Annotated in this window: 22 protein-coding genes; 11 read left to right on the top strand and 11 right to left on the bottom strand. The window is 68.0% G+C overall.

Annotation, left to right across the window (positions count from 1 at the left end; genetic code table 11):
- Positions 1 to 22 precede the first annotated feature (22 nt).
- Positions 23 to 412 (bottom strand): DUF3576 domain-containing protein, encoded by a 390-nt coding sequence (locus tag E4M01_RS02570; RefSeq protein WP_371682916.1) that lies wholly within the window; start codon positions 410 to 412, stop codon positions 23 to 25.
- 398 nt (positions 413 to 810) lie between these two features.
- Here E4M01_RS02570 and E4M01_RS02565 point away from each other — a divergent pair, with 398 nt between their 5' ends.
- A complete protein-coding gene (locus tag E4M01_RS02565) occupies positions 811 to 1,227 on the top strand; it encodes an NtrZ family periplasmic regulatory protein (protein WP_135062419.1) in 417 nt (138 codons plus the stop codon).
- Here E4M01_RS02565 and E4M01_RS02560 read toward each other — a convergent pair.
- Positions 1,217 to 1,873 carry a thiamine phosphate synthase gene (locus E4M01_RS02560; RefSeq protein ID WP_209316062.1) on the bottom strand — a complete coding sequence of 219 codons (657 nt, stop codon included), beginning with the start codon at positions 1,871 to 1,873 and terminating at the stop codon, positions 1,217 to 1,219. The two genes, E4M01_RS02565 and E4M01_RS02560, sit on opposite strands and share 11 nt — an antisense overlap.
- On the opposite strand from E4M01_RS02560, the gene E4M01_RS02555 reads away from it, so the two are divergent.
- A complete protein-coding gene (locus tag E4M01_RS02555) occupies positions 1,872 to 2,576 on the top strand; it encodes a YggS family pyridoxal phosphate-dependent enzyme (RefSeq protein ID WP_135062423.1) in 705 nt (234 codons plus the stop codon). The genes E4M01_RS02560 and E4M01_RS02555 overlap by 2 nt on opposite strands.
- Before the next feature lie 59 nt (positions 2,577 to 2,635).
- Positions 2,636 to 3,322 carry a response regulator transcription factor gene (locus E4M01_RS02550; protein ID WP_135062425.1) on the top strand — a complete coding sequence of 229 codons (687 nt, stop codon included), beginning with the start codon at positions 2,636 to 2,638 and terminating at the stop codon, positions 3,320 to 3,322.
- Here E4M01_RS02550 and E4M01_RS02545 read toward each other — a convergent pair.
- From E4M01_RS02545 to E4M01_RS02530, 4 genes are read right to left on the bottom strand one after another with little or no spacing between them, the layout of a single operon-like run.
- On the bottom strand, positions 3,319 to 3,753 hold the full coding sequence (locus tag E4M01_RS02545) for a DUF1178 family protein (RefSeq protein ID WP_135062427.1): 435 nt from the start codon (positions 3,751 to 3,753) through the stop codon (positions 3,319 to 3,321). The genes E4M01_RS02550 and E4M01_RS02545 overlap by 4 nt on opposite strands.
- The gene (locus E4M01_RS02540; RefSeq protein ID WP_135062429.1) at positions 3,750 to 4,586 is read right to left on the bottom strand and encodes a carbon-nitrogen hydrolase family protein; all 837 of its coding nucleotides are present in this window, start codon (positions 4,584 to 4,586) and stop codon (positions 3,750 to 3,752) included. Before E4M01_RS02540 ends, E4M01_RS02545 begins: the two co-directional genes overlap by 4 nt.
- 3 nt (positions 4,587 to 4,589) lie before the next feature.
- Positions 4,590 to 4,847, bottom strand: a complete 258-nt coding sequence (gene grxC, locus E4M01_RS02535; RefSeq protein WP_135062431.1) for a glutaredoxin 3 — start codon at positions 4,845 to 4,847, stop codon at positions 4,590 to 4,592.
- A gap of 24 nt (positions 4,848 to 4,871) precedes the next feature.
- Entirely contained in the window at positions 4,872 to 5,663 is a 792-nt protein-coding gene (locus E4M01_RS02530) for a ComF family protein (RefSeq protein ID WP_135062433.1), read from the bottom strand.
- Here E4M01_RS02530 and E4M01_RS02525 point away from each other — a divergent pair.
- Positions 5,662 to 6,543 carry a methyltransferase domain-containing protein gene (locus E4M01_RS02525; RefSeq protein WP_135062435.1) on the top strand — a complete coding sequence of 294 codons (882 nt, stop codon included), beginning with the start codon at positions 5,662 to 5,664 and terminating at the stop codon, positions 6,541 to 6,543. The two genes, E4M01_RS02530 and E4M01_RS02525, sit on opposite strands and share 2 nt — an antisense overlap.
- Positions 6,544 to 6,546: 3 nt before the next feature.
- On the opposite strand, the gene E4M01_RS02520 is transcribed toward E4M01_RS02525, so the two are convergent.
- From E4M01_RS02520 to secA, 3 genes are read right to left on the bottom strand one after another with little or no spacing between them, the layout of a single operon-like run.
- The gene (locus E4M01_RS02520) at positions 6,547 to 6,726 is read right to left on the bottom strand and encodes a Flp family type IVb pilin (protein WP_135062437.1); all 180 of its coding nucleotides are present in this window, start codon (positions 6,724 to 6,726) and stop codon (positions 6,547 to 6,549) included.
- Positions 6,727 to 6,750: 24 nt separating this feature from the next.
- On the bottom strand, positions 6,751 to 7,158 hold the full coding sequence (locus E4M01_RS02515) for a (deoxy)nucleoside triphosphate pyrophosphohydrolase (protein WP_135062781.1): 408 nt from the start codon (positions 7,156 to 7,158) through the stop codon (positions 6,751 to 6,753).
- A gap of 34 nt (positions 7,159 to 7,192) precedes the next feature.
- Complete coding sequence (secA, locus tag E4M01_RS02510; protein WP_135062439.1) at positions 7,193 to 10,036, bottom strand: preprotein translocase subunit SecA; 2,844 nt, start codon at positions 10,034 to 10,036, stop codon at positions 7,193 to 7,195.
- A 276-nt stretch (positions 10,037 to 10,312) separates the two neighbouring features.
- On the opposite strand from secA, the gene E4M01_RS02505 reads away from it, so the two are divergent.
- The 5 genes from E4M01_RS02505 to rplS are packed head-to-tail and all read left to right on the top strand — an operon-like array spanning position 10,313 to position 14,991.
- Complete coding sequence (locus tag E4M01_RS02505) at positions 10,313 to 11,200, top strand: peptidylprolyl isomerase (RefSeq protein WP_135062441.1); 888 nt, start codon at positions 10,313 to 10,315, stop codon at positions 11,198 to 11,200.
- Positions 11,197 to 12,606, top strand: a complete 1,410-nt coding sequence (gene argJ, locus E4M01_RS02500; RefSeq protein WP_371682909.1) for a bifunctional glutamate N-acetyltransferase/amino-acid acetyltransferase ArgJ — start codon at positions 11,197 to 11,199, stop codon at positions 12,604 to 12,606. The genes E4M01_RS02505 and argJ overlap by 4 nt, the downstream gene beginning before the upstream one ends.
- 26 nt (positions 12,607 to 12,632) lie before the next feature.
- Positions 12,633 to 13,802: an aminotransferase class V-fold PLP-dependent enzyme gene (locus tag E4M01_RS02495; RefSeq protein WP_135062443.1), complete on the top strand. Its 1,170-nt coding sequence runs from the start codon at positions 12,633 to 12,635 to the stop codon at positions 13,800 to 13,802.
- 39 nt (positions 13,803 to 13,841) lie between these two features.
- Positions 13,842 to 14,567 (top strand): tRNA (guanosine(37)-N1)-methyltransferase TrmD, encoded by a 726-nt coding sequence (trmD, locus tag E4M01_RS02490; RefSeq protein WP_135062445.1) that lies wholly within the window; start codon positions 13,842 to 13,844, stop codon positions 14,565 to 14,567.
- Position 14,568: 1 nt separating this feature from the next.
- Positions 14,569 to 14,991, top strand: a complete 423-nt coding sequence (rplS, locus tag E4M01_RS02485; RefSeq protein ID WP_135062446.1) for a 50S ribosomal protein L19 — start codon at positions 14,569 to 14,571, stop codon at positions 14,989 to 14,991.
- Positions 14,992 to 15,069: 78 nt separating this feature from the next.
- Here the strand turns inward: rplS and E4M01_RS02480 are convergent, their stop codons facing one another.
- A complete protein-coding gene (locus tag E4M01_RS02480; protein ID WP_135062448.1) occupies positions 15,070 to 15,555 on the bottom strand; it encodes a PA2169 family four-helix-bundle protein in 486 nt (161 codons plus the stop codon).
- Positions 15,556 to 15,615: 60 nt separating this feature from the next.
- Positions 15,616 to 16,449 (bottom strand): tryptophan 2,3-dioxygenase, encoded by an 834-nt coding sequence (locus E4M01_RS02475; RefSeq protein ID WP_256359976.1) that lies wholly within the window; start codon positions 16,447 to 16,449, stop codon positions 15,616 to 15,618.
- 316 nt (positions 16,450 to 16,765) lie between these two features.
- Here E4M01_RS02475 and E4M01_RS02470 point away from each other — a divergent pair, with 316 nt between their 5' ends.
- Entirely contained in the window at positions 16,766 to 17,305 is a 540-nt protein-coding gene (locus E4M01_RS02470) for a hypothetical protein (RefSeq protein WP_135062450.1), read from the top strand.
- A gap of 245 nt (positions 17,306 to 17,550) precedes the next feature.
- Positions 17,551 to 18,387 (top strand): hypothetical protein, encoded by an 837-nt coding sequence (locus tag E4M01_RS02465; protein WP_135062452.1) that lies wholly within the window; start codon positions 17,551 to 17,553, stop codon positions 18,385 to 18,387.
- The last annotated feature ends 53 nt before the right edge of the window (positions 18,388 to 18,440 follow it).

Below are 18,440 nucleotides of genomic sequence, written 5' to 3'. Positions count from 1 at the left end.
CCGAGGATTGCGAAGAGAAGGTTTAGCGGGCTGTCGCCAGGTTGAGCTGACGCGCCTTGGTCAGGATGGCGTTTTCGAGATCGGTCTCGGTCTGTGCAGCGACCTGGGCCGTGACCCAGCCGCCCGAGGCGTCGCGCACTTCCTTGGTCACCGTCACGTTCAGCGCGTCGGCGCGCAGGCGGCGATCCAGAATGAAGACGGTCGCCTTGAAGCGCTCGTTCGGCGTGGCCGGATCGGCGTACCAGTCATAGTTCACCACGCCGCCGTACGGGTCGGCGCTGGCAAGGGGCATGAATGACAGGGTGTCCAGGGTCGCACGCCACAGGAAGGCGTTCACGCCGATGCCGGGCTGGGCCTCGGCTGCTCGATTGGACCGGAAGCCCGGCACGCCGCCGCATGCGGTGACGGTCATGCCCAGCAGGACGGCCGGGACGATCGCCTTGAGAGCGCCGCGGAACTGGCCCATCGAAAACCTCTTCGTTAAAGTGAAACACCGAGCCGAACCGTCGGACGATCAGCGGCGGCCTTGGCCGATGCCGGCGCGGCGATTGTCTATAACACGGCGAAAAGGGGCGATGACAAGGCGAATGGGCGCTTGGCGGCCTCCCTTTGACGCAAGTGGGTCGTCGTTGTCGTCCATCGCGTGACGCATGGGACACAAGAGGCGACCGAATCGTCCGGAACCGGCCCGTGAAACCCGCGTTGCATTGACCGTGCGGACAGACGGCGCTTAATCGCAGTGAGTCTGAAGTCGGCAATGCCGCATTCCAGACGACAGGCGTCGGAAAAACCGACGCGAGAGGGCAGGATATGCGCTTCGGCGGCGTCATGGCGGCGATATTCCTCGGGCTGGCTTGCGCCAGCGCCGCCGAAGTCGCGCAGGCGCAGAGCGCGAACACTGCGCAGCGCCGCGCGCCGGTCGCTCAGACTTCTCTTGCCGACGCTTCGACGGCCGCTGACCGGGCCACTTCCGCCCCTGCGCCGCGCCGGGGCCTTCGCTGGTATGATCCTGGCCGATGGGGTCTGAACTTCAACCTAAATCAGCCTGTCGGGCGCGAGGCGGACCTAGGCGACGTAGAGGCCGGCGCCTATTATCGTCTGAACCGTCGCCTCAGCGTCGGCGCCGCCGCCGATCTGGGGGCGCGCGAGGTGGACCCCGCTCGCCCCGCCGAAACCGACCGCCGGGGCCAGCCTCGGGTGCGGCTCGAGACCATCTTCAAGTTCTGATCGTGTCGGGGCCGAAGGCCTTGGCGATCGAATCCACCGCCGCCAAGCCGCACACGCCTGTCAGGGTGGCCGCATTCGCCGCCGTCACTCCGCCCAGCGCATAGGCCCGGCAGGGCGCGGCGGCGGCCAACTCGGCCAGTCCTCCCAGACCCAGCGATGGTCGCGAAGCTGAAGCGCCGCCCGCGGGGAACACCGGCGACAGCACAACGGCGTCCAGCGCCCGCACTGTGTTCAGAGCTTCCTTTGAATGCGCAGCGCCGGTCATGATCCATCCCGGATATCGCTCCGAAAGACCATAGGCGGTCGACAGCGCTCGCTCCGGCAGGTGGACGCCGTCCGCCGCGACCGCCTGCGCCAGCTCGGCGTCGAGTCCGATCAGCAGACGCACCCCCGCCGAGCGCGTCGCCTGCCTCAGCCGTCGAGCCTGATCCAGAGCGTCCGCCGCACCGAAATGGCGAAACACCACTCCGGCCCCGGCAGGCAGGCGCGCGGCGGTCTCCCATGGGCGAGGCGTCCGCGCCGGGTCGGTGAAGAACAGCAGCGGCGGCAGGCGGCCGGCCGCCGGGCTGACAGCGGCGGCGGCGCGGTTTAGAGCCTGTGCGGCGTCCCACAGTCGTTGGGCGTCGTCCGTGAGGAGAGCAGTCATGTCCGCCTCATCGCCCGCCACGCCGGCTTCGTCCATCGCCGAGGCTCTTGCAGAGGCGCGCGACCGCATCGCCCGGGCGGCTGAGGCCGCCGGCCGAACCGACCATCCGACCCTGACCGCCGTGACCAAGACGCAGGCGCCCGACCGGGTCCGGGCCGCGCTGGACGCCGGTCAGCGCGTCTTCGGCGAAAACCGGGTGCAGGAGGCGCAAGCGCGCTGGGCCGACCGTCGCGATGCCCTTGCCGATCTAGAGCTGCGCCTGATCGGTCCGCTGCAGACCAACAAGGCGGCCGAGGCCGTGGCGTTGTTCGACGTGATCGAGACGGTGGACCGCGATCGCCTGATCCAGGCCCTGGCCCGCGCCGGAGAAAGGCGGGGCCGAGCGCCACGGGTCCTTATTCAGGTCAACACGGGCCTCGAGGATCAGAAGGCCGGCGTCGCGCCTGACGCCGCTGACGCCCTCATCGCGAGCGCCCGTGCGGCCGACCTTCTGGTCGAGGGCCTGATGTGCATTCCACCAGCCGACGCGCCGCCCGAACCGCATTTCCGACTGCTGGCCGAGATCGCCGCCCGCAACGGGCTCAACACCCTGTCCATGGGCATGAGCGACGATTTCGAAGCAGCCATTGCGGCCGGCGCGACCCATGTCCGACTGGGTTCGAGACTTTTCGGGGAACGAAAAGCGCCGCTTTCGCCCTCTTGAGTGTGACAAATGCGGCCGCACGCCTTGGCGCGGCCCTCAAGCCTCGCCATTCTGTGTTCATGCCCGCACCCAAGACCATCCTGATCATCGACGACGACGACGACCTGCGCGAGGCGCTGGCCGAGCAGCTGGCTCTGCACGAGGAGTTCCGGCCGGTCCAGGCCGCGACCGCCACCGACGGCGTGCGCCAGGCGCGCGAGATCCGCGCCGACCTGATCTTGCTGGACGTCGACCTGCCCGACATGGACGGGCGCGAGGCGTGCCGGCTGATCCGCAAGGCGGGAGTTTCGACGCCGGTGATCATGCTGACGGGGCAGTCGTCGGATTCCGACGCCATCCTGGGTCTGGACTCCGGCGCCAACGACTATGTGACCAAGCCCTTCCGCTTCGCCGTGCTCTTGGCGCGCATCCGCGCTCATCTGCGCAGCCATGAACAGTCCGAGGACGCCGTCTTCCAGGTCGGCCCGTATGAGTTCCGGCCCGCCGCCAAGATTCTGCTGGACGGCAAGGCGCGGAAGATCCGGCTGACGGAGAAGGAAACCAACATCCTCAAGTATCTCTACCGCGCCGGGGCCAAGCCCGTGTCGCGCGAAGAGCTGCTGACCGAGGTATGGGGCTATAACGCCGGGGTCACCACCCACACGCTGGAAACCCACATCTACCGCCTGCGCCAGAAGATCGAGCCCGAGCCCGGCCAGGCGCGCCTGTTGCTGACCGACACGGGTGGGTACCGCCTGCAGCCCTAGTTGGCCTTGGACGGATCGATCGGAGCCGGCGGCAAGGGTGCGACGGGAACGCCGTCGTCCTTGAGCTTCTTTACATCGGCGGGGGTGGCCTCGCCGTAGATTTCCCGTTTCTCGGAGCGGCCTTCGTGAATGTCGCGGGCCTCGCGGGCGAAGGCGTCGCCGACATAGTCGAAGTTGGCCTCGACATGGGCGCGGACCTGGCGGGCGGCCTGGCTCATCATGGCCTGCATTTTGGCCGCCGCCTCGCCGTCCGGCGCGCTTTTGCGCGTGCCCGCGACCGCCGGAGCCATGATCTGCTTGTCGACCTGTCGGGAACCGCAGAAGGGGCATTCGACCAGACCCCGCGCGGCCTGATCGTCATAGTCGGACGACGAGGCGAACCAGGCTTCGAAGCCGTGGGCGTGGTCGCAGGTCAGGGCGTAGCGGATCATGCGGGCGGGTCGAAGTCTCGGTCATGCGTCAGGGCGGGAATGGCGCGCCGCGCCTTGTCCACGGCCGCCAGATCGAGGTCGGCGAAAAGCACGCCGGGCGCGTCGTTGTCCAGCCGCGCGATGACCTCGCCCCATGGCGCCACCACGGTCGAGCGGCCCCAGGTGCGGCGGCCGTCCTCGTGCATTCCGCCCTGGGCGGGGGCCAGCACGAAGGCGCCGGTCTCGATGGCGCGGGCGCGCAGCAGGGTCTCCCAATGCGCTTCGCCGGTCGGAACCGTGAAGGCGGCCGGCACGGCGATGAGGCTTGCGCCCGCCTTGGCCAGGGCCCGAAACAGGTGCGGGAATCGCAGGTCGTAGCAGACCGTCAGGCCCATTCTTCCCCAAGGCGTGTCGGCGGCCACGGCACGGTCTCCGGGCCGGACGCCGTTGCTTTCGCGGTAGGTCTCGCCATTCGGGAGATCGACGTCAAAGACATGCAGCTTGTCATAGGCGGCCGTGATCTGACCCTGCGGGTCGATCAGCAGCGACCGGTTGGCCGATCGCGCATCGTCGCCGGACCGCACGATAGCCGAGCCGATCAGCAGCCAGACGCCCAGTTCGGCGGCCAGCGCACGCAGGCCCTGCACCGCCGGGTCCGCGTCCTGATCGACGATGGCCTCGCCGCGGCGGTCGCGGCGCTGCTCCATCAGATTGGTCGCCTCGGGCGTCAGGATCAGGCGGGCGTCGCCCGCCGCCGCCTCGCGGATCAGCGGCGTGACGTGATCCAGCGCCGCCTGCGCCGTCGCCGGCGAGCGGGCCTGGATCAGTGCGATCCTGAGCGGGAGCTCGACCATAGGTCAGGCCTGAAGCAGGGGATCCAGGCCGCCTCGGCTGTCCAAGGCGTGGACGTCGTCGGAGCCGCCGAGGTGTTTTCCACCCACGAAGATCTGCGGAAAGGTGGCCTTGCCGCCGGACCTCTCGACCATCTCGGCCTTCTTCTCGGGGTCGTTGGAGGCGACGATCTCGATGAAATCCACGCCCTTGCGCTCGAACAGCGACTTTGCGGCCATGCAATAGGGGCAGCCCGGCTTGGTGTAGAGGACGACTTCGGCCAAATTTCTTCTCCGTGTTGACTAGCCCTAGATAGGCAGTTCGCGCGCGGTGCGCACCCTGGCGACGACCGCCAGATCCACGGCGCGCGCGCCCGCGGCGATCAGCGCCTCGGCGCAGGCCTCGGCGGTGGCTCCGGTAGTCAATACGTCATCGACCAGAAGGATGCGCCGCCCTCTGACCTTCAGGCGGCCCGCCTCGGTCATCACGAAGGCGCCGTGCACGTTCTCGCGCCGACCGCGGCCGGACTTGCCGCCCTGGGTGTCCGTCGCGCGGGTGCGGGCCAGGGCGTCGGGCAGATACTCGCGCCGGGCCGCACGGGCCAGCGGGCGCGCGATCTCGGCGGCCTGATTGAAGCGCCGTCCCAGCAGGCGGGCGGGGTGCAGCGGCACCGGGGCGATGGCGTCGGCCTCGGCGATCAAGGGCGCGGCCGATCGGCTGATCCAGCGCGCAAACAGAGGACCGAACTGCTGCTGATCGCCGTGCTTGAACTTCAGGATCAGGCCGCGCGATGCTTCGTCATAGACACAGGCGGCCCGCGCTCGCTCGAACCGGTAGGGCTTGGTCAGGCAGGCCGCGCATTTGGTTTCGGCAAAGGCCCCGCCGTCGAATTCGAACGCGGCTCCGCAGCCGTCGCACACGGGATCCTCCAGGAACACCACGCGGCTCCAGGCGTCGGGCGTCAGGCCCATGGAGGCGGTGGCCTCGCGGCTGTCGTGCGCCAGGGGCGGCAAAAGCACGTCGGCGAGGGCGCGCCCGAACGCCTTGAGGTGCGGCGCGGCTTTCAAACCGCGCGTCCAGCCCCCATCCTGAAGCGACATGAGCTCCTCCTCCGCCCCGCCCCGACTGTTCGACCCCGCCCGTCGCGCCGCCCGTCTGGCGCGCGCGCAGGGCCTGTTCCCCCAGGCCGACTTCCTGCACCGCCGCGTCGCCGCCGACGCCGCCGACAGTCTGGCGGCCATCCTGCGCGAGTTTCCGGCCGCGGTCGACCTGTCGCCTCACGTCGGCCTGTTCGCCGAGGCCCTGGCCGAGGGACCGTCGGCGGAGCGCGTGGGGGCGGTCGAGGCCGGCGATCCGGCCTGGCGCGCGGCGCCGGCGCATCAGCCGCTGGATCGGGCGCCCGGATCGACCGATCTGATCGTGGCCTTGCTGGGCCTGCACTGGGCCGACGACCTGCCCGGCGCCCTGGCCCAGATCCGGCGCGCGTTGCGACCCGACGGGCTGTTTCTCGGTGCGATCTTCGGCGCTGGAACGTTATCGGAGCTGCGGCAGGTCCTGACCGAGGCAGAACTTCAGGTGCGCGGCGGCGCCCAGGCGCGGGTGTCGCCCTTCGCGGACGGCTATGACGGCGCGGCCCTGCTGCAACGGGCGGGATTCGCCCTGCCGGTGGTGGACGTCGACACGGTGGTGGTGCGCTATTCCGACGCCTTCGCCCTGATGCGCGATCTGCGGGCCATGGGCGAAACCAACGCCCTGGCCGGGCCCGTCCGGCCCCTGACGCGCGAGATCGCCGCGCGTGCGGCGGCGCTTTATGCGGAACGGTTCTCGGATCCGGACGGGCGGGTGCGCGCGACCTTTGAGATCATCCACCTGGCCGGCTGGGCCCCGCACGAGAGCCAGCAGAAGCCGCTGACGCGCGGATCGGCGAAGATGCGTTTGGCGGACGCCCTGGGCGTCAGGGAGCAGACGGGCGAGGATTAGCGGTCAGCCGCCCATCGCCCCACGGATCGCGTCCATGGCTCGATTGAAAAGGCCGCTGGTGTGGTTGCCAAAGGCGGTCAGGGCGCTGAGGAAGACAAGGAACATCAGCGAGATGATCAGGCCGTACTCCAGCGCCGTGGCCCCGGATTCATCGTCGATCAGCCGCTGAATGAAGGTCTGCATCGACCGGCCGCCCTCCTCAAGGCGTCAGAGCAGGTCGCGCAGCCAGGCGACCAGAGGTTCGTCCGCCGGCGGCATGGGATAGTCCCTCAGCCGATCCGGTTTGACCCACGCAAGCCGCGCGTGCTCGCGGGCCTTCACCACGCCGGACCACCGCCGACACAGATACAGTGGCATCAGAAGGTGAAAGGATTCGTAACCGTGGCTGGCGAAAACGAAGGGCGCCAGGCAGGCCGACTGGACGTCAATGTCCAGCTCTTCCTTCAGCTCCCGGATCAGGGCCTGCTCCGGCCGCTCACCGGGCTCGACCTTGCCGCCTGGGAACTCCCAAAGGCCGGCCATCTGCTTGCCTTCGGGCCGCTGGGCGATAAGCACGCGCCCGTCGGCGTCGACCAGGGCGACGGCGACCACCAGTACGACAGGCGTCGTTGCGATGGCCGCGTTGTCGGAGGTCACCAGTTCGGCCCGATCAGACCAGCGCCCCGTGGCAGTGCTTGAACTTGCGGCCCGAGCCGCAGGGGCAGGGCGCGTTGCGCGAGGTCTGCTGCCAGCCGGCAGGCAGGGCCTCGACGGGCAGGCGCGCACGGTCGTCGCCCTGCAATTGGCCTTCCGGGTTCTGGGCCATGGGGTTGGCCATCTCGTTTTCGCCGGTGCCGGGGTTCAGGTGGATCTCCTGAAACTCGGGCATCTCCGGCGGCGGCTGGAACCGGAACTCGACCGTCATCAGCCAGCGGGTGACGTTGTGGCGCAGCTCATGCAGCAGGCCTTCGAACAGGTTGAAGGCTTCGGTCTTGTACTCGTTCAGCGGATCGCGCTGGCCATAGCCACGCAGGCCGATGACGCCCCGCAGATGGTCCAGATGCACCAGGTGCTCGCGCCACTGCATGTCGATCATCTGCATCAGGAACTGCTTTTCGAGCCCGCGCGTCTGCTCGGCGCCGATCTGCTCCAGGCGCTCGGCCGCGCGCGCGTCGGCGGCGGCCTGGATGCGCTCCTCGATCTCTTCGTTGGAGACGCCTTCCTCGGCGGCCCAGTCGTGCAACGGCAACTCAAGGCCGAGGGTGGATTTCACCTTCTCGTCCAGGCCGTCGATGTCCCACTGTTCGGCGTAGGCCTTGGGCGGCATGTGGCGCTCGACCAGGTCGGAGACCACGTCCCGGCGGAAGTCGTCGACCAGTTCCGACAGGTCTTCGGAATCCATGAACTCCTGGCGCTGTTCGAACACGGCCTTGCGCTGGTCGTTCACGACGTCGTCGTATTTCAGCACGTTCTTGCGCATGTCGTAGTTGCGCGCCTCGACCCGCTTCTGGGCCGTCTCGACCGCGCGGTTCAGCCACGGATGGCTGATGGCCTCGCCCTCGGCGACGCCGAAGCGCTGCATGATGGCGTCCAGCCGGTCGCCGGCGAAGATGCGCAGCAGGTCGTCTTCGCACGACAGATAGAATTTCGAGGTGCCGGGATCGCCCTGACGGCCGGTGCGGCCGCGCAGCTGGTTGTCGATGCGGCGGCTTTCATGGCGCTCGGTGCCCAGAACGAACAGGCCGCCGGCGGCCAGCGATTTCTCGCGCTGAACGGCGATCTCGGCCTTCAGCTGGACCTCCATCGCGATTTCGGCCTCGCGCGTGATCTCCAGGCCCATATTGCGCTGGTCCAGACGCCACTTGTCCAGGCGCATCTCCAGATTGCCGCCCAGCTGGATGTCGGTGCCGCGGCCGGCCATGTTGGTGGCGATGGTCACCGCGCCCGGCAGGCCGGCGTCGGCGACGATGAAGGCTTCCTGCTCGTGCTGGCGGGCGTTCAGGACGCTGTGGGGGATGCCGCGGCCCGTGACATAGGTAATGTCGTAGGCGTCGTCCCCGATCTTCTGCGCTTCCTTTTCCCGGCCGGCGTATTCAGGCTTCAGCGTGCGGGCGGTCTCGACCTTGTAGTCATAGGTGTCGAGCAGCTTGGACAGCTCCTCGGACTTCTCGATGGACACGGTGCCGACGAGGATGGGCTGGCCGCGCACGTGGCAGTCGGCGACCTGGGCGGCGATGGCGCGGTTCTTCTCGGCGTAGGTCCGATAGACCTCGTCGTCGTAGTCCTTGCGCTGGATCGGACGGTGGGTCGGCACCTCCAGGACGTCCATCTTGTAGATGTCCATGAACTCCTGGGCCTCCGTCGCGGCCGTGCCGGTCATACCCGAGAGCTTGGAGTAGAGGCGGAAATAGTTCTGGATCGTCACCGAGGCCAGGGTCTGGTTCTCGGGCATGATCTTGACGTCTTCCTTGGCCTCGATGGCCTGGTGCAGGCCCTCGGACAGACGTCGGCCGGTCATCATGCGGCCCGTGTATTCGTCGATCAGGACGATCTCGCCGCCCTTGATGATGTAGTCCTTGTCGCGCTGGTACAGGGTGTTGGCGCGAAGCGCCTGGTTGATGTGGTGCACCAGGCTGACGTTGGCCGCCTCATAGAGGTCCGTCGTGTCGGCATCCAGGTGGCCGGCCTCGGCCAGGGCCCGCTCCATGTATTCGGAGCCCTCTTCCGTCAGCAGGGCCTGGCGTTGCTTTTCGTCGAGGTCATAGGTCGACTTGTCGACGATCATCTTCTTCACGATGGCGTCGACGATCTTGTAGAGTTCGGACCGGTCCTCGGTCGGGCCCGAGATGATCAGAGGGGTCCGGGCCTCGTCGATCAGGATAGAGTCGACCTCGTCGGTGATGGCGAAGTGGTGGCCGCGCTGGACCATCTCGCGTCGGTCATAGACCAGGTTGTCGCGCAGGTAGTCGAAGCCGAATTCATTGTTGGTGCCGTAGGTGATGTCCGCCTCATAGGCGGCCTGGCGCTGGCCCTGGGACAGGCCGTTGACAATGACCCCGACCTCCAGCCCCAGGAAGCCATAAACGCGGCCCATCCAGTCGGCGTCGCGCCGCGCCAGATAGTCGTTGACGGTGATGACGTGCACGCCCTTGCCGGCCAGGGCGTTCAGATAGGCCGGCGCGATCGCGACCAGGGTCTTGCCCTCGCCCGTGCGCATCTCGGCGATGCCGCCCTCGTGCAGGATCATGCCGCCGGCCAGCTGGACGTCGTACTGTCGCTGACCCAGGACGCGCTTGGAGGCTTCGCGCGCCACGGCGAAGGCTCCCGGCAGAATTTTGTCGAGGCTTTCGCCCTTCTCGATGCGGTCGCGGAAGTGGTCCGTCATCATCCGAAGTTCGTCGTCCGACAGGGCCGCGTACTTGGGCTCCATCGCATTGATCTTCTGCACCTGGGCCATGAAGCCCTTGACCTTGCGGTCGTTGGCGGAGCCGAACAGTTTCTTGATGCCGAGCATGGAGTTTCCGGTAAGGCGGTGGAGCGCGTGGGGACGGCTCTGAAAAGATCCCAGGACGGGGCCCAGGGTGGGGCGGTGACGACGCGCCTGCGGCGGGATCAAGCCGGCCGGCGCCCCCGGGCGCCTGTTCAAGCGCGCGCAGGGCCGCGCGAACGGCCGAAAACCCCTCGACTTGGGCGCAGGCGGGACTTAAGCACCGGCCATACCCCTGTCAACGCGAGGGGCTTTTCGGGCGCACGGCCTTTGGGTTCCGGCGCCGCTGGGCGGGGAGCGCCGATGAGATTGGTTTCGCGCCCGATCACCATTGTGGCGCTGGCTCTGGGACTGTTGACCCTGGCCGCCTGCGGCCGGGGGGGCGAAGGCCGTCCGCCCGAGGCCGGCGACCAGGCGGTCGCCACGGTCGAGGGCCAGACTATCTGGGCCTCCGACGTGCGACGCGAGGCGGTGGCCCAAGGTCTGGTCGGCGACGGCGAACCGCTGGACGCCACCTCCGACCTGTTCCGCCGCGTGCTTGACGAAGTGGTCGATCAGCGCCTGCTGGCCCGCGAGGCCGAACGGCGGGGTCTGGACCAGTCCGCCCTGGCCCAGCGCCGGCTGGAAGCGACGCGTCAGCGCATTCTCGGCGACATGCTGGTCGAGAGCGTGGTCAACGGCTCGATCTCCGACCAGGCGGTTGAGCGGCTGTATCAGGAGCAGCTCAGGCTGGCGCAGAACGCCGAAGAGCTGCGCCTTCGCCTGATCCTGTTGCGCACCCGGCCGGAAGCAGAGGCCGTGGTCGGCGTGCTGGCCCAAGGCGCCGCCTTCGAGGCGGTGGCCGGCGAACGCTCAGTTGACGAGGCGACGCGCTTTTCCGGCGGCGACCTGGGCTATTCCACTCTGGACGTCCTGCCGCAGGCATACGCCGACGCGCTGCGCGACCAGCCGTCGGGCGCCCTGGTGGGCCCTTTCGAGACCGAGGGCGGCTGGGCCGTGGTCAAGGTCGAGGACCGACGCCCCGCCACGCCGCCGACGCTGGAGCAGGCGCGCCCCCAAATCGTGCGTTATCTGACCTATGAGGGTGTGCGTCGCTTGCTTGAGGATCTGCGCGGCAAGGCCGAGGTCGAAATCCTGCCGGCGCCGCAAACGCCGTCCAAGTCACCTTCCAAGGGGGTCGTCGCGTCTTGAGCCGCAAGCCCACGCCTCCAAGCCGGCCACAGAAGCCTTCGAAGGCCTCGACGGGGCACAAGCTCGAACATGCGCTCGAAAAGGCGCTGGATCCGTTCGCCACGGCGCTGAAGCGGGCGACTGGGGGAACCGTCGCCACCGCTGCGCCGGCCGCGCCGGGCAAGCCGGGCCTGGACGTGTCGCCTCTGGCCGTGCCCTTCCCCGCGATCGCCCCGATCGTCGGGGTCGAGATCGCCACAGCGCGGGCCGGGTTCTACAAGCACGAGCGACAGGATCTGACGGTCTTCCGCTTCGCGCCCGGCACGACCTGCGCCGGCGTCTTCACCCGGCACAAGGTGGGTTCGGCCCCCGTGGACTGGTGCCGGCGGCATCTGGAGGCGGATCGCGGCGGCGAGGACGTGCGCGCCCTGGTCGTCAACGCGGGTTGCGCCAACGCCTTCACCGGAAAGGCCGGCGCCGACGCGGCTCGGCGCACCGCGTCGGAAGTGGCCAAGCGCTTCGGCTGCCGCCAGCGCGACGTCATGCTGGCCTCGACCGGTGTCATCGGCGTGGTGCTGGACGAGAAGAAGATCGTGGCGCGCCTGCCCGACGTCGAGGCCGCCCTTCATGCGGATCGCTGGGCCGAGGCGGGCCAGGCCATCATGACCACCGACACCTTCCCCAAGGGCTCGGCGGCCGAGGCCGAGATCGACGGCGTCAAGGTGAAGGTCGCCGGCATCGCCAAGGGGTCGGGCATGATCGCGCCCGACATGGCCACCATGCTGGCCTTCATCGTCACCGACGCCGCCATTGCGCCCCCGGTGCTGAGGGCGCTGCTGAACGTGCATGTGCGCACCACCTTTAATTCGGTGACGGTGGACGGCGACACTTCGACCAACGATACGGCCCTGATCTTCGCCACCGGCGCCTCGGGCGCGCCGCGCATTGGCCGGGTCGGCGACCGCCGGCTCAAGAGCTTCTCGGCCGCCCTGGACAAGGTCATGCTGGACCTGGCGCACCAGCTGGTGCGCGACGGCGAGGGGGCGACCAAGTTCGTCAAGGTGACGGTGGACGGCGCCGCCAGCCCCGCGTCGGCGCGCAAGCTGGCCAAGTCGATCGCCGACAGCCCTCTGGTCAAGACCGCCATCGCCGGCGAGGACGCCAACTGGGGCCGCATCGTCATGGCGGTGGGCAAGACCGAGGAGCCGGTCGACCGCGACCGCCTGGCTATCCGCTTCGGCCCCCATGTCGCGGCGGTCGACGGCGCGCCCTCGCCGACCTACGACGAGGCCAAGATGAGCGCCTATATGAAGCGCCCGGAGATCGACATCACGGTGGACGTCGGCTCTGGCCGCGCCTCGGCCACGGTGTGGACCTGCGATCTGACCAAGCGCTACATCGAGATCAACGGCGACTATCGCAGTTGACGGTTCCGGCGGCCGCAAGGACGACCATGAGTTTCAAACCCCTGTTCTCCCGCTCCCTGTCGCTCGCTCCCGACCGCCTGCACTTCGCCGCGCACAGCCACCACCTGTGGCCCGACGCCAGCTTCGAAGCTCACCAGGCGGCCTGGGACGAGGCCAACCGGCACGCCGACCGCAAGTGGGACCAGATCTTCGGCGAGGTCGTGCCGCAGGCCCAGGCCCATGTCGCGGCCGAGCTGGGCCTGTCGGACCCGAACACCGTGGTGTTCGCCTCCAGCACTCACGACCTGCTGGTCCGGCTGGTGTCGGGGATCGAACGCCGTCCCGTGCGCATTCTGGCCACCGACGGCGAATTCCATTCCTTCCGCCGCCAGGCCGCCCGCTGGGAAGAGGCCGGCGCGGTGGTCGTCGAGCGCGTGGCGCTGGACCCGTTCGACACCTTCGCCGAGCGTTTCGTCCAAGCGGCGCGGGCCGGCGCGCACGACCTGATCCTGGTCAGTCAGGTCTTCTTCCGCACCGGCGGCGTGTTCGACCGCATCGCGGATCTGGCCGAGCTGGCTCGCCCCGGCGGGCCGTGGGTGGTGGTGGACGGCTATCATGGCTTCATGGCCCTGCCGACTGACCTGTCGGCGGTCCAGGACCGCGTCTTCTACCTGAGCGGCGGCTACAAATACGCCATGTCCGGGGAGGGCGTCTGCTTCCTGCACGCCCCGGCCGGCTATTGCCCCCGGCCGGTCGTCACAGGCTGGTTCGCAGAGTTCGGCGATCTGGCCGGGCCGCCCGGCGGCGTCGGCTACCGCACCGACGGGGGCCGCTTCTGGGGCGCTACGTTCGACTTCACGGCCCTATACCGCTTCAACGCCGTACGTCGCACCCTGGACGAGGCCGGCCTGGACACCGCGGCCGTCGCCGCCCACGCCCGCAGCCTGGCCGAGCGTTTCCAGGCGGCTGTGACTGAGGGCCGCGCGGGCCGTCTGGTCGAGGCCGAGGTGCTGAACCCGGTGCAGGCGCAGGCGCCGCGCGCACGCTTCCTGGCCCTGCGTCACCCGGACGCCGCCGCCTGGCGCGCGGCTTTGCTGGAGGCGGGCGTCGTCACCGACGTGCGCGACGACGTCATCCGCTTCGGCTTTGGCCTGTATCAGGATGACGCCGACCTGGACGCCCTGATCCAGCGCTGCGCCTCCGTCCTGAACGGTTGAGTCGCACCGCGCGCGCTTTGTCTCTATGAAGCCCGCGCCATGCCCTTCACCGCCACCGTCCTGACCATGTTTCCCGAGGCCTTTCCGGGGCCGCTCGGCGTCTCGCTGATCGGCACGGCGTGGCGCGAGCGGGGCCTGTGGAGCCTGGATACGGTTGACATTCGCGCCTTTTCCACAGATACGCGCGGCTTCCTGGACGACACCCCTGCGGGCGGCGGACCGGGAGCGGTTCTGAAGGCGGACGTGGTGGCCAGGGCGCTCGACAGCGTATCCGGGGCCGGGCGGCCGCTTTTGTACATGAGCGCCCGGGGTCGGCCCCTGACCCAGGCGCGCGTCAAGGAATGGGCCAAGGCGGACGGCGTCACCGTTCTCTGCGGTCGGTTCGAGGGGGTGGATCAGCGTGTGCTCGACGCGCGCGGGTTCGAGGAGGTTTCGGTCGGAAACGCGGTTCTCGCCGGCGGCGAGGCGGCGGCGATGGTCGCGATCGAGGCGTGCGTAAGACTGATCCCCGGCGTGCTCGGCTCAGGCGACAGCCTGTCGTCCGAAAGCTTCGAGGACGGGCTTTTGGAGCATCCGCAGTACACGCGACCGCGGACGTTCGAGGGGCTCGACATACCCGAGGTGCTTCTGTCGGGCGATCACAGGCGGATCGCTCAGTGGCGGCAGGCGCAGCGGGAGACGACCACGCGGGAACGGCGTCCGGACCTCTGGGCGGCGCATCTCGCCAACTCACAGCTAAAGGGCGAAAAAGCCCGAGGAGAATGACATGAACATCGTCCAGCAGCTCGCTGCCGAAGAAAAAGCCCGCGTCCTGGGTGACCGCAAGATTCCCGACTTCCAGCCCGGCGACACCCTGCGCGTCAACGTGCGCATCAAGGAAGGCGAGCGCGAACGCATCCAGGCGTTCGAAGGCGTCTGCATCGCCCGTGACGGCGGCGGCGTGAACGAGACCTTCACGGTCCGCAAGATTTCCTTCGGCGAGGGCGTGGAGCGTCGCTTCCCCATCCTGTCGCCGAACGTCGAGTCCATCGAGGTCAAGCGTCGCGGCGTCGTGCGGCGCGCCAAGCTCTATTACCTGCGCGATCGTCGCGGCAAGTCGGCCCGGATCGCCGAGCGCCAGACCGTGCGCACCCCCAAGGTCGCGGTGCCGGAAACCGGCAAGGCCGAGGCGGCCGACACCGAGTCCTGATCGGCTCGGCGCACGCCCAGATCAAAAAAGGCCCCGGTCGCAGGACCGGGGCCTTTGTCGTTCAGGGTTGAAGCGCGGTCAGGTCGGATAGACCGGGCTGTCGGCGTCGCTGCGGCTTTCCAGGCTGTGCTTGAGGTCGCGCATCTGGTCGTGGCCGGTCTTCACCACGGCATAGGCGCGGCGCACCGTCTCGCGCGTGGTGGCCGACAGCTTGGTGTCTTCCAGCGCGCGTTCGTACTTGGCCTTGATATGGTCTTCGCCGGCTTCGACGGAGTCCACGACCGACTGCTCGTTGCGCAGCAGGGCGTGTTTGATGTCCAGAAACGCGCGATGCGCCTTGGCCAGGATCGAGCCGTCGTCCTCGGGGTCGCCGCCCAGGCTGCGGACGCAGGCCTGCAGGTCTGAGGCGACGCCCGCGCGCTCCTCGGCGCGGCGTTCGAACAGGGCGCGATAGGCGGAGTTGTCGGTTTCCTTGGCGGCTTCGCGATAGCCGTCGACGCTGTCCAGCGTCGTTTCGATCAGGCCGTTCAGAACCTTGATGTCGGGGTCGTTGGGGTTGCTCATGACCGGCTCCTTGAGTGGGGTCGGAGCCCATAACCCTTTCGCCGAGCTTTGGTTTCGGGCCTACAGCGCCGTGCGCAGCGACCACAGCTCGGGAAAGCAGCGCCGGTTTAGCGTCTCGACCAGATAGCCGACCCCGTCGGTGCCGCCGGTGCCGCGCCGGCGGCCGATGATCCGCTCGACCGTCACGACGTGCTTGTGCCGCCAGGTCAGCAGGGCGTCGTCCAGATCGACCAGCTTTTCGGCCAGCTGATACAGCGGCCACCAGCGCTCGGTGTCGCGATAGACCTCAAGCCAGGCCCCCTCGACGCCGGGGTCGGCCTGATAGGGCTGCGAGACGTCCCGATTCAGCACAGTCGCCGGCACCGCAAGGCCCGCGCGCGCCAGCTGGTGCAGGGCGTCGTCGTACAGGCTGGGCGCGGCGATGGCGGCCTTCAGCGCCGCATGGGCTTCGGGCCGTTCGACGTGGAAGCGCAGGAAGCGCTCATCCTTCAGCCCCAGCATGGCCTCCAGCCGGCGGAACTGATCGCTCTGAAAGCCCGAGGAGGCCCCCAGCTCGCCGCGAAAGCGCAGATAGTCGGCCGGTGTCATGGTGGCCAGGATGTCCCAGCTCTGGGTCATGACCGCCTGGATGCGGCTGACCCGCGCCAGCGACTTGTAGGCTGGCACCAGATCGCCCGCCCGCACCAGGGCCTGGGCCAGGGCGACCTCGTGCAGGATCTGCTTGAGCCACAGCTCCTTGGTCTGGTGGATGATGACGAACAGCATTTCGTCATGCTGATCCGAACACGGATGCTGGGCCGCCAGCAGCTGATCCAGCGCCAGATAGCCGGCGTAGGTCATGCCGCCAGGCTCATGGGCGGCGGTCTCGATAGCGGTCGTGCGGGTGTCGGTCATGGCCCCTTATGACCCGTCCCGCAGGCCCCGGCCAGACGCGCCCGGCCGACAGCTTAACCATATTCTTCCGTGGGTTGAGATTGTGGCGATCACAGAACGAGGTTGCGTCGGCCGCGGGGCAGGAGTATGACGACCGCCGTTAAGGGTTCCTTAACCACGACCATCCGGTGCGCCCTGAAGGGTGTGTCACAATGAGATGGCACGGTTCTTGGAACTCACGAGGGGAGGGCTCGCCACATCGGCGGGCGGCCGCTTCGGCGGCGTGGGGACCAAGACGATGGGCGTGGGGAAAAAGCACTTTTCGCGGGTGAACCGCTTGCGCGCTGTCGCGCTGGCTGCGGGCCTGACCGCTTCAGCATGCGCCGCTCCGGCCTTTGCGCATGGGCCCGACAAGAGCGTCGCCCTGGGTCGCAGCCTCGATGTGGGCGTGACCGGCCGGATCGCCTCGCGCTGCATGCTGTCGGGCGGCGGCGACATCGATCTGGGCGAGCTGCGCGGGGGCGAAGGCGCCCAGGCGGCGTTCGGTCTGGACTGCAACGTGCCCTTCGACATCGACGTGCGCTCGGCGCGCGGCGGCCTGGCCCATGTGACCAAGCCGGGCGGCGAGGGGCCGTTCGCGGGCCTGCTGGAATACGACCTGCGTCTGGTGGTGCCGACGGTGCGCCCGGCGCCGGCGACGGTCGAGGAGCGCTTCACCTCGCGCGAGCTTCTGGCCCGCCGCACGCTGAGCAGCGGCGACGGCATCAGCGCCGGCGGCGGCATGATCGAATTCCAGACCCGACGACCCGAGGGCGCGGGACTTCTGGCCGGCCGCTACACCGAGACGGTGACCCTGACGGTCACGCCGCGCATGTAGGCGGCGACTAAACTCAAACTCTACATCATTAATACTGGCCCAAAGCTCAGCAATGACAGAATCGTTGGGCTTTTTGGGTATTTGTGTTCAATAGTTATTATTCACCTGACGGTAGAAAACGCAAAATCGTCGTTTTTTACTGTTGACCCGGTTCTTAATGGATCGTTAAAACCAGCGTTAGATCGGGGGGACTTCTCCATCTCGGTCGGCACGATTTTTCGTCAAACCTCGCTTGGAGACTTCCAATGAAAATCGCTTCGCTTCTCGCCGGCGTCGCCGTCGTCGCCCTGTCGGCCACCGCCGTCTCGGCTCAATCTCTTCGGACTGTTCAGCAAGGCCAACAGGCGCGCGTGAACAACATCACCCTCGGCTTTGGGGCGCTTGGCAACGTTTCCATCACAGCGCCTACCCTGATCAATCCGACTGTGAACATCCCGTATGGCGGCGTTCTCGGCTTCGGAGCCATCAGCAACGCTTCTAATCTGGCCACCGCAAACAATCCGGACGCCAATAACGCCGCGTGGCACGGGGTTGCGCTGTCGGTCGGCAACGTCGGCACCGCCGACGATAGCTTGGAAGCAACGTTCTCGCTGAGCGGCACCGTGACGCCTGACTGCGCCTTCTACACCGGCACCAGCAACAGCCTCAATTTCGATTTTGGCCAGATCGGCGTCTACGCTTCTGACAACACTGGTGCTGCGGCGGCATTCACCATGGTTGCTCCCGCCGCGATGACCTTCGACACCAACCTGGCCGGCTGCAACACCGCCAATACGATCACCATTCAAAAGGATGATGTTCGTGGTCTGGTCAACAGCACCGGCTCCAACTACGACACCAGCGTGTTCCAGGCTAACCTGCCTTACGAGATCGCTGCCCAATACACTGCCGCCAATGGCACGGGCATGGGTATCGGTCAGACGCAAACGCTGAACGTTGGCTTGAACGCCGATGCCGGTTCTGCTTCTCACGGAGCTTGGAAGTCGGACATGAGCCTGCGCGTTGTCATCCCGCAAGCGCCGAACGCGCTGCTCGCCGGCTCGTATGACGGCAGCTTCACCGTGACGATCGCCGCCAACTGAGGCGCGCATCCTTGCGAAGGGCGAGGGGGCGCGATGCGCCCCCTCGTTTTTTA

It is taken from the genome of Brevundimonas sp. MF30-B, from assembly GCF_004683885.1.
Taxonomy (GTDB): Bacteria; Pseudomonadota; Alphaproteobacteria; order Caulobacterales; family Caulobacteraceae; genus Brevundimonas.
This window is presented reverse-complemented; position numbering and strand designations above follow the sequence as displayed.

What these genes read in the sequence shown, in the direction of transcription:
- E4M01_RS02570 (WP_371682916.1), bottom strand. Translation starts at nt 412, where the DNA reads ATGACCGTCACCGCATGCGGCGGCGTGCCGGGCTTCCGGTCCAATCGA.
- E4M01_RS02565 (WP_135062419.1), top strand. Translation starts at nt 811, where the DNA reads ATGCGCTTCGGCGGCGTCATGGCGGCGATATTCCTCGGGCTGGCTTGC.
- E4M01_RS02555 (WP_135062423.1), top strand. Translation starts at nt 1,872, where the DNA reads ATGTCCGCCTCATCGCCCGCCACGCCGGCTTCGTCCATCGCCGAGGCT.
- E4M01_RS02560 (WP_209316062.1), bottom strand. Translation starts at nt 1,873, where the DNA reads ATGACTGCTCTCCTCACGGACGACGCCCAACGACTGTGGGACGCCGCA.
- E4M01_RS02550 (WP_135062425.1), top strand. Translation starts at nt 2,636, where the DNA reads ATGCCCGCACCCAAGACCATCCTGATCATCGACGACGACGACGACCTG.
- E4M01_RS02545 (WP_135062427.1), bottom strand. Translation starts at nt 3,753, where the DNA reads ATGATCCGCTACGCCCTGACCTGCGACCACGCCCACGGCTTCGAAGCC.
- E4M01_RS02540 (WP_135062429.1), bottom strand. Translation starts at nt 4,586, where the DNA reads ATGGTCGAGCTCCCGCTCAGGATCGCACTGATCCAGGCCCGCTCGCCG.
- E4M01_RS02525 (WP_135062435.1), top strand. Translation starts at nt 5,662, where the DNA reads ATGAGCTCCTCCTCCGCCCCGCCCCGACTGTTCGACCCCGCCCGTCGC.
- E4M01_RS02530 (WP_135062433.1), bottom strand. Translation starts at nt 5,663, where the DNA reads ATGTCGCTTCAGGATGGGGGCTGGACGCGCGGTTTGAAAGCCGCGCCG.
- E4M01_RS02520 (WP_135062437.1), bottom strand. Translation starts at nt 6,726, where the DNA reads ATGCAGACCTTCATTCAGCGGCTGATCGACGATGAATCCGGGGCCACG.
- secA (WP_135062439.1), bottom strand. Translation starts at nt 10,036, where the DNA reads ATGCTCGGCATCAAGAAACTGTTCGGCTCCGCCAACGACCGCAAGGTC.
- E4M01_RS02505 (WP_135062441.1), top strand. Translation starts at nt 10,313, where the DNA reads ATGAGATTGGTTTCGCGCCCGATCACCATTGTGGCGCTGGCTCTGGGA.
- E4M01_RS02495 (WP_135062443.1), top strand. Translation starts at nt 12,633, where the DNA reads ATGAGTTTCAAACCCCTGTTCTCCCGCTCCCTGTCGCTCGCTCCCGAC.
- trmD (WP_135062445.1), top strand. Translation starts at nt 13,842, where the DNA reads ATGCCCTTCACCGCCACCGTCCTGACCATGTTTCCCGAGGCCTTTCCG.
- rplS (WP_135062446.1), top strand. Translation starts at nt 14,569, where the DNA reads ATGAACATCGTCCAGCAGCTCGCTGCCGAAGAAAAAGCCCGCGTCCTG.
- E4M01_RS02480 (WP_135062448.1), bottom strand. Translation starts at nt 15,555, where the DNA reads ATGAGCAACCCCAACGACCCCGACATCAAGGTTCTGAACGGCCTGATC.
- E4M01_RS02475 (WP_256359976.1), bottom strand. Translation starts at nt 16,449, where the DNA reads ATGACCGACACCCGCACGACCGCTATCGAGACCGCCGCCCATGAGCCT.
- E4M01_RS02465 (WP_135062452.1), top strand. Translation starts at nt 17,551, where the DNA reads ATGAAAATCGCTTCGCTTCTCGCCGGCGTCGCCGTCGTCGCCCTGTCG.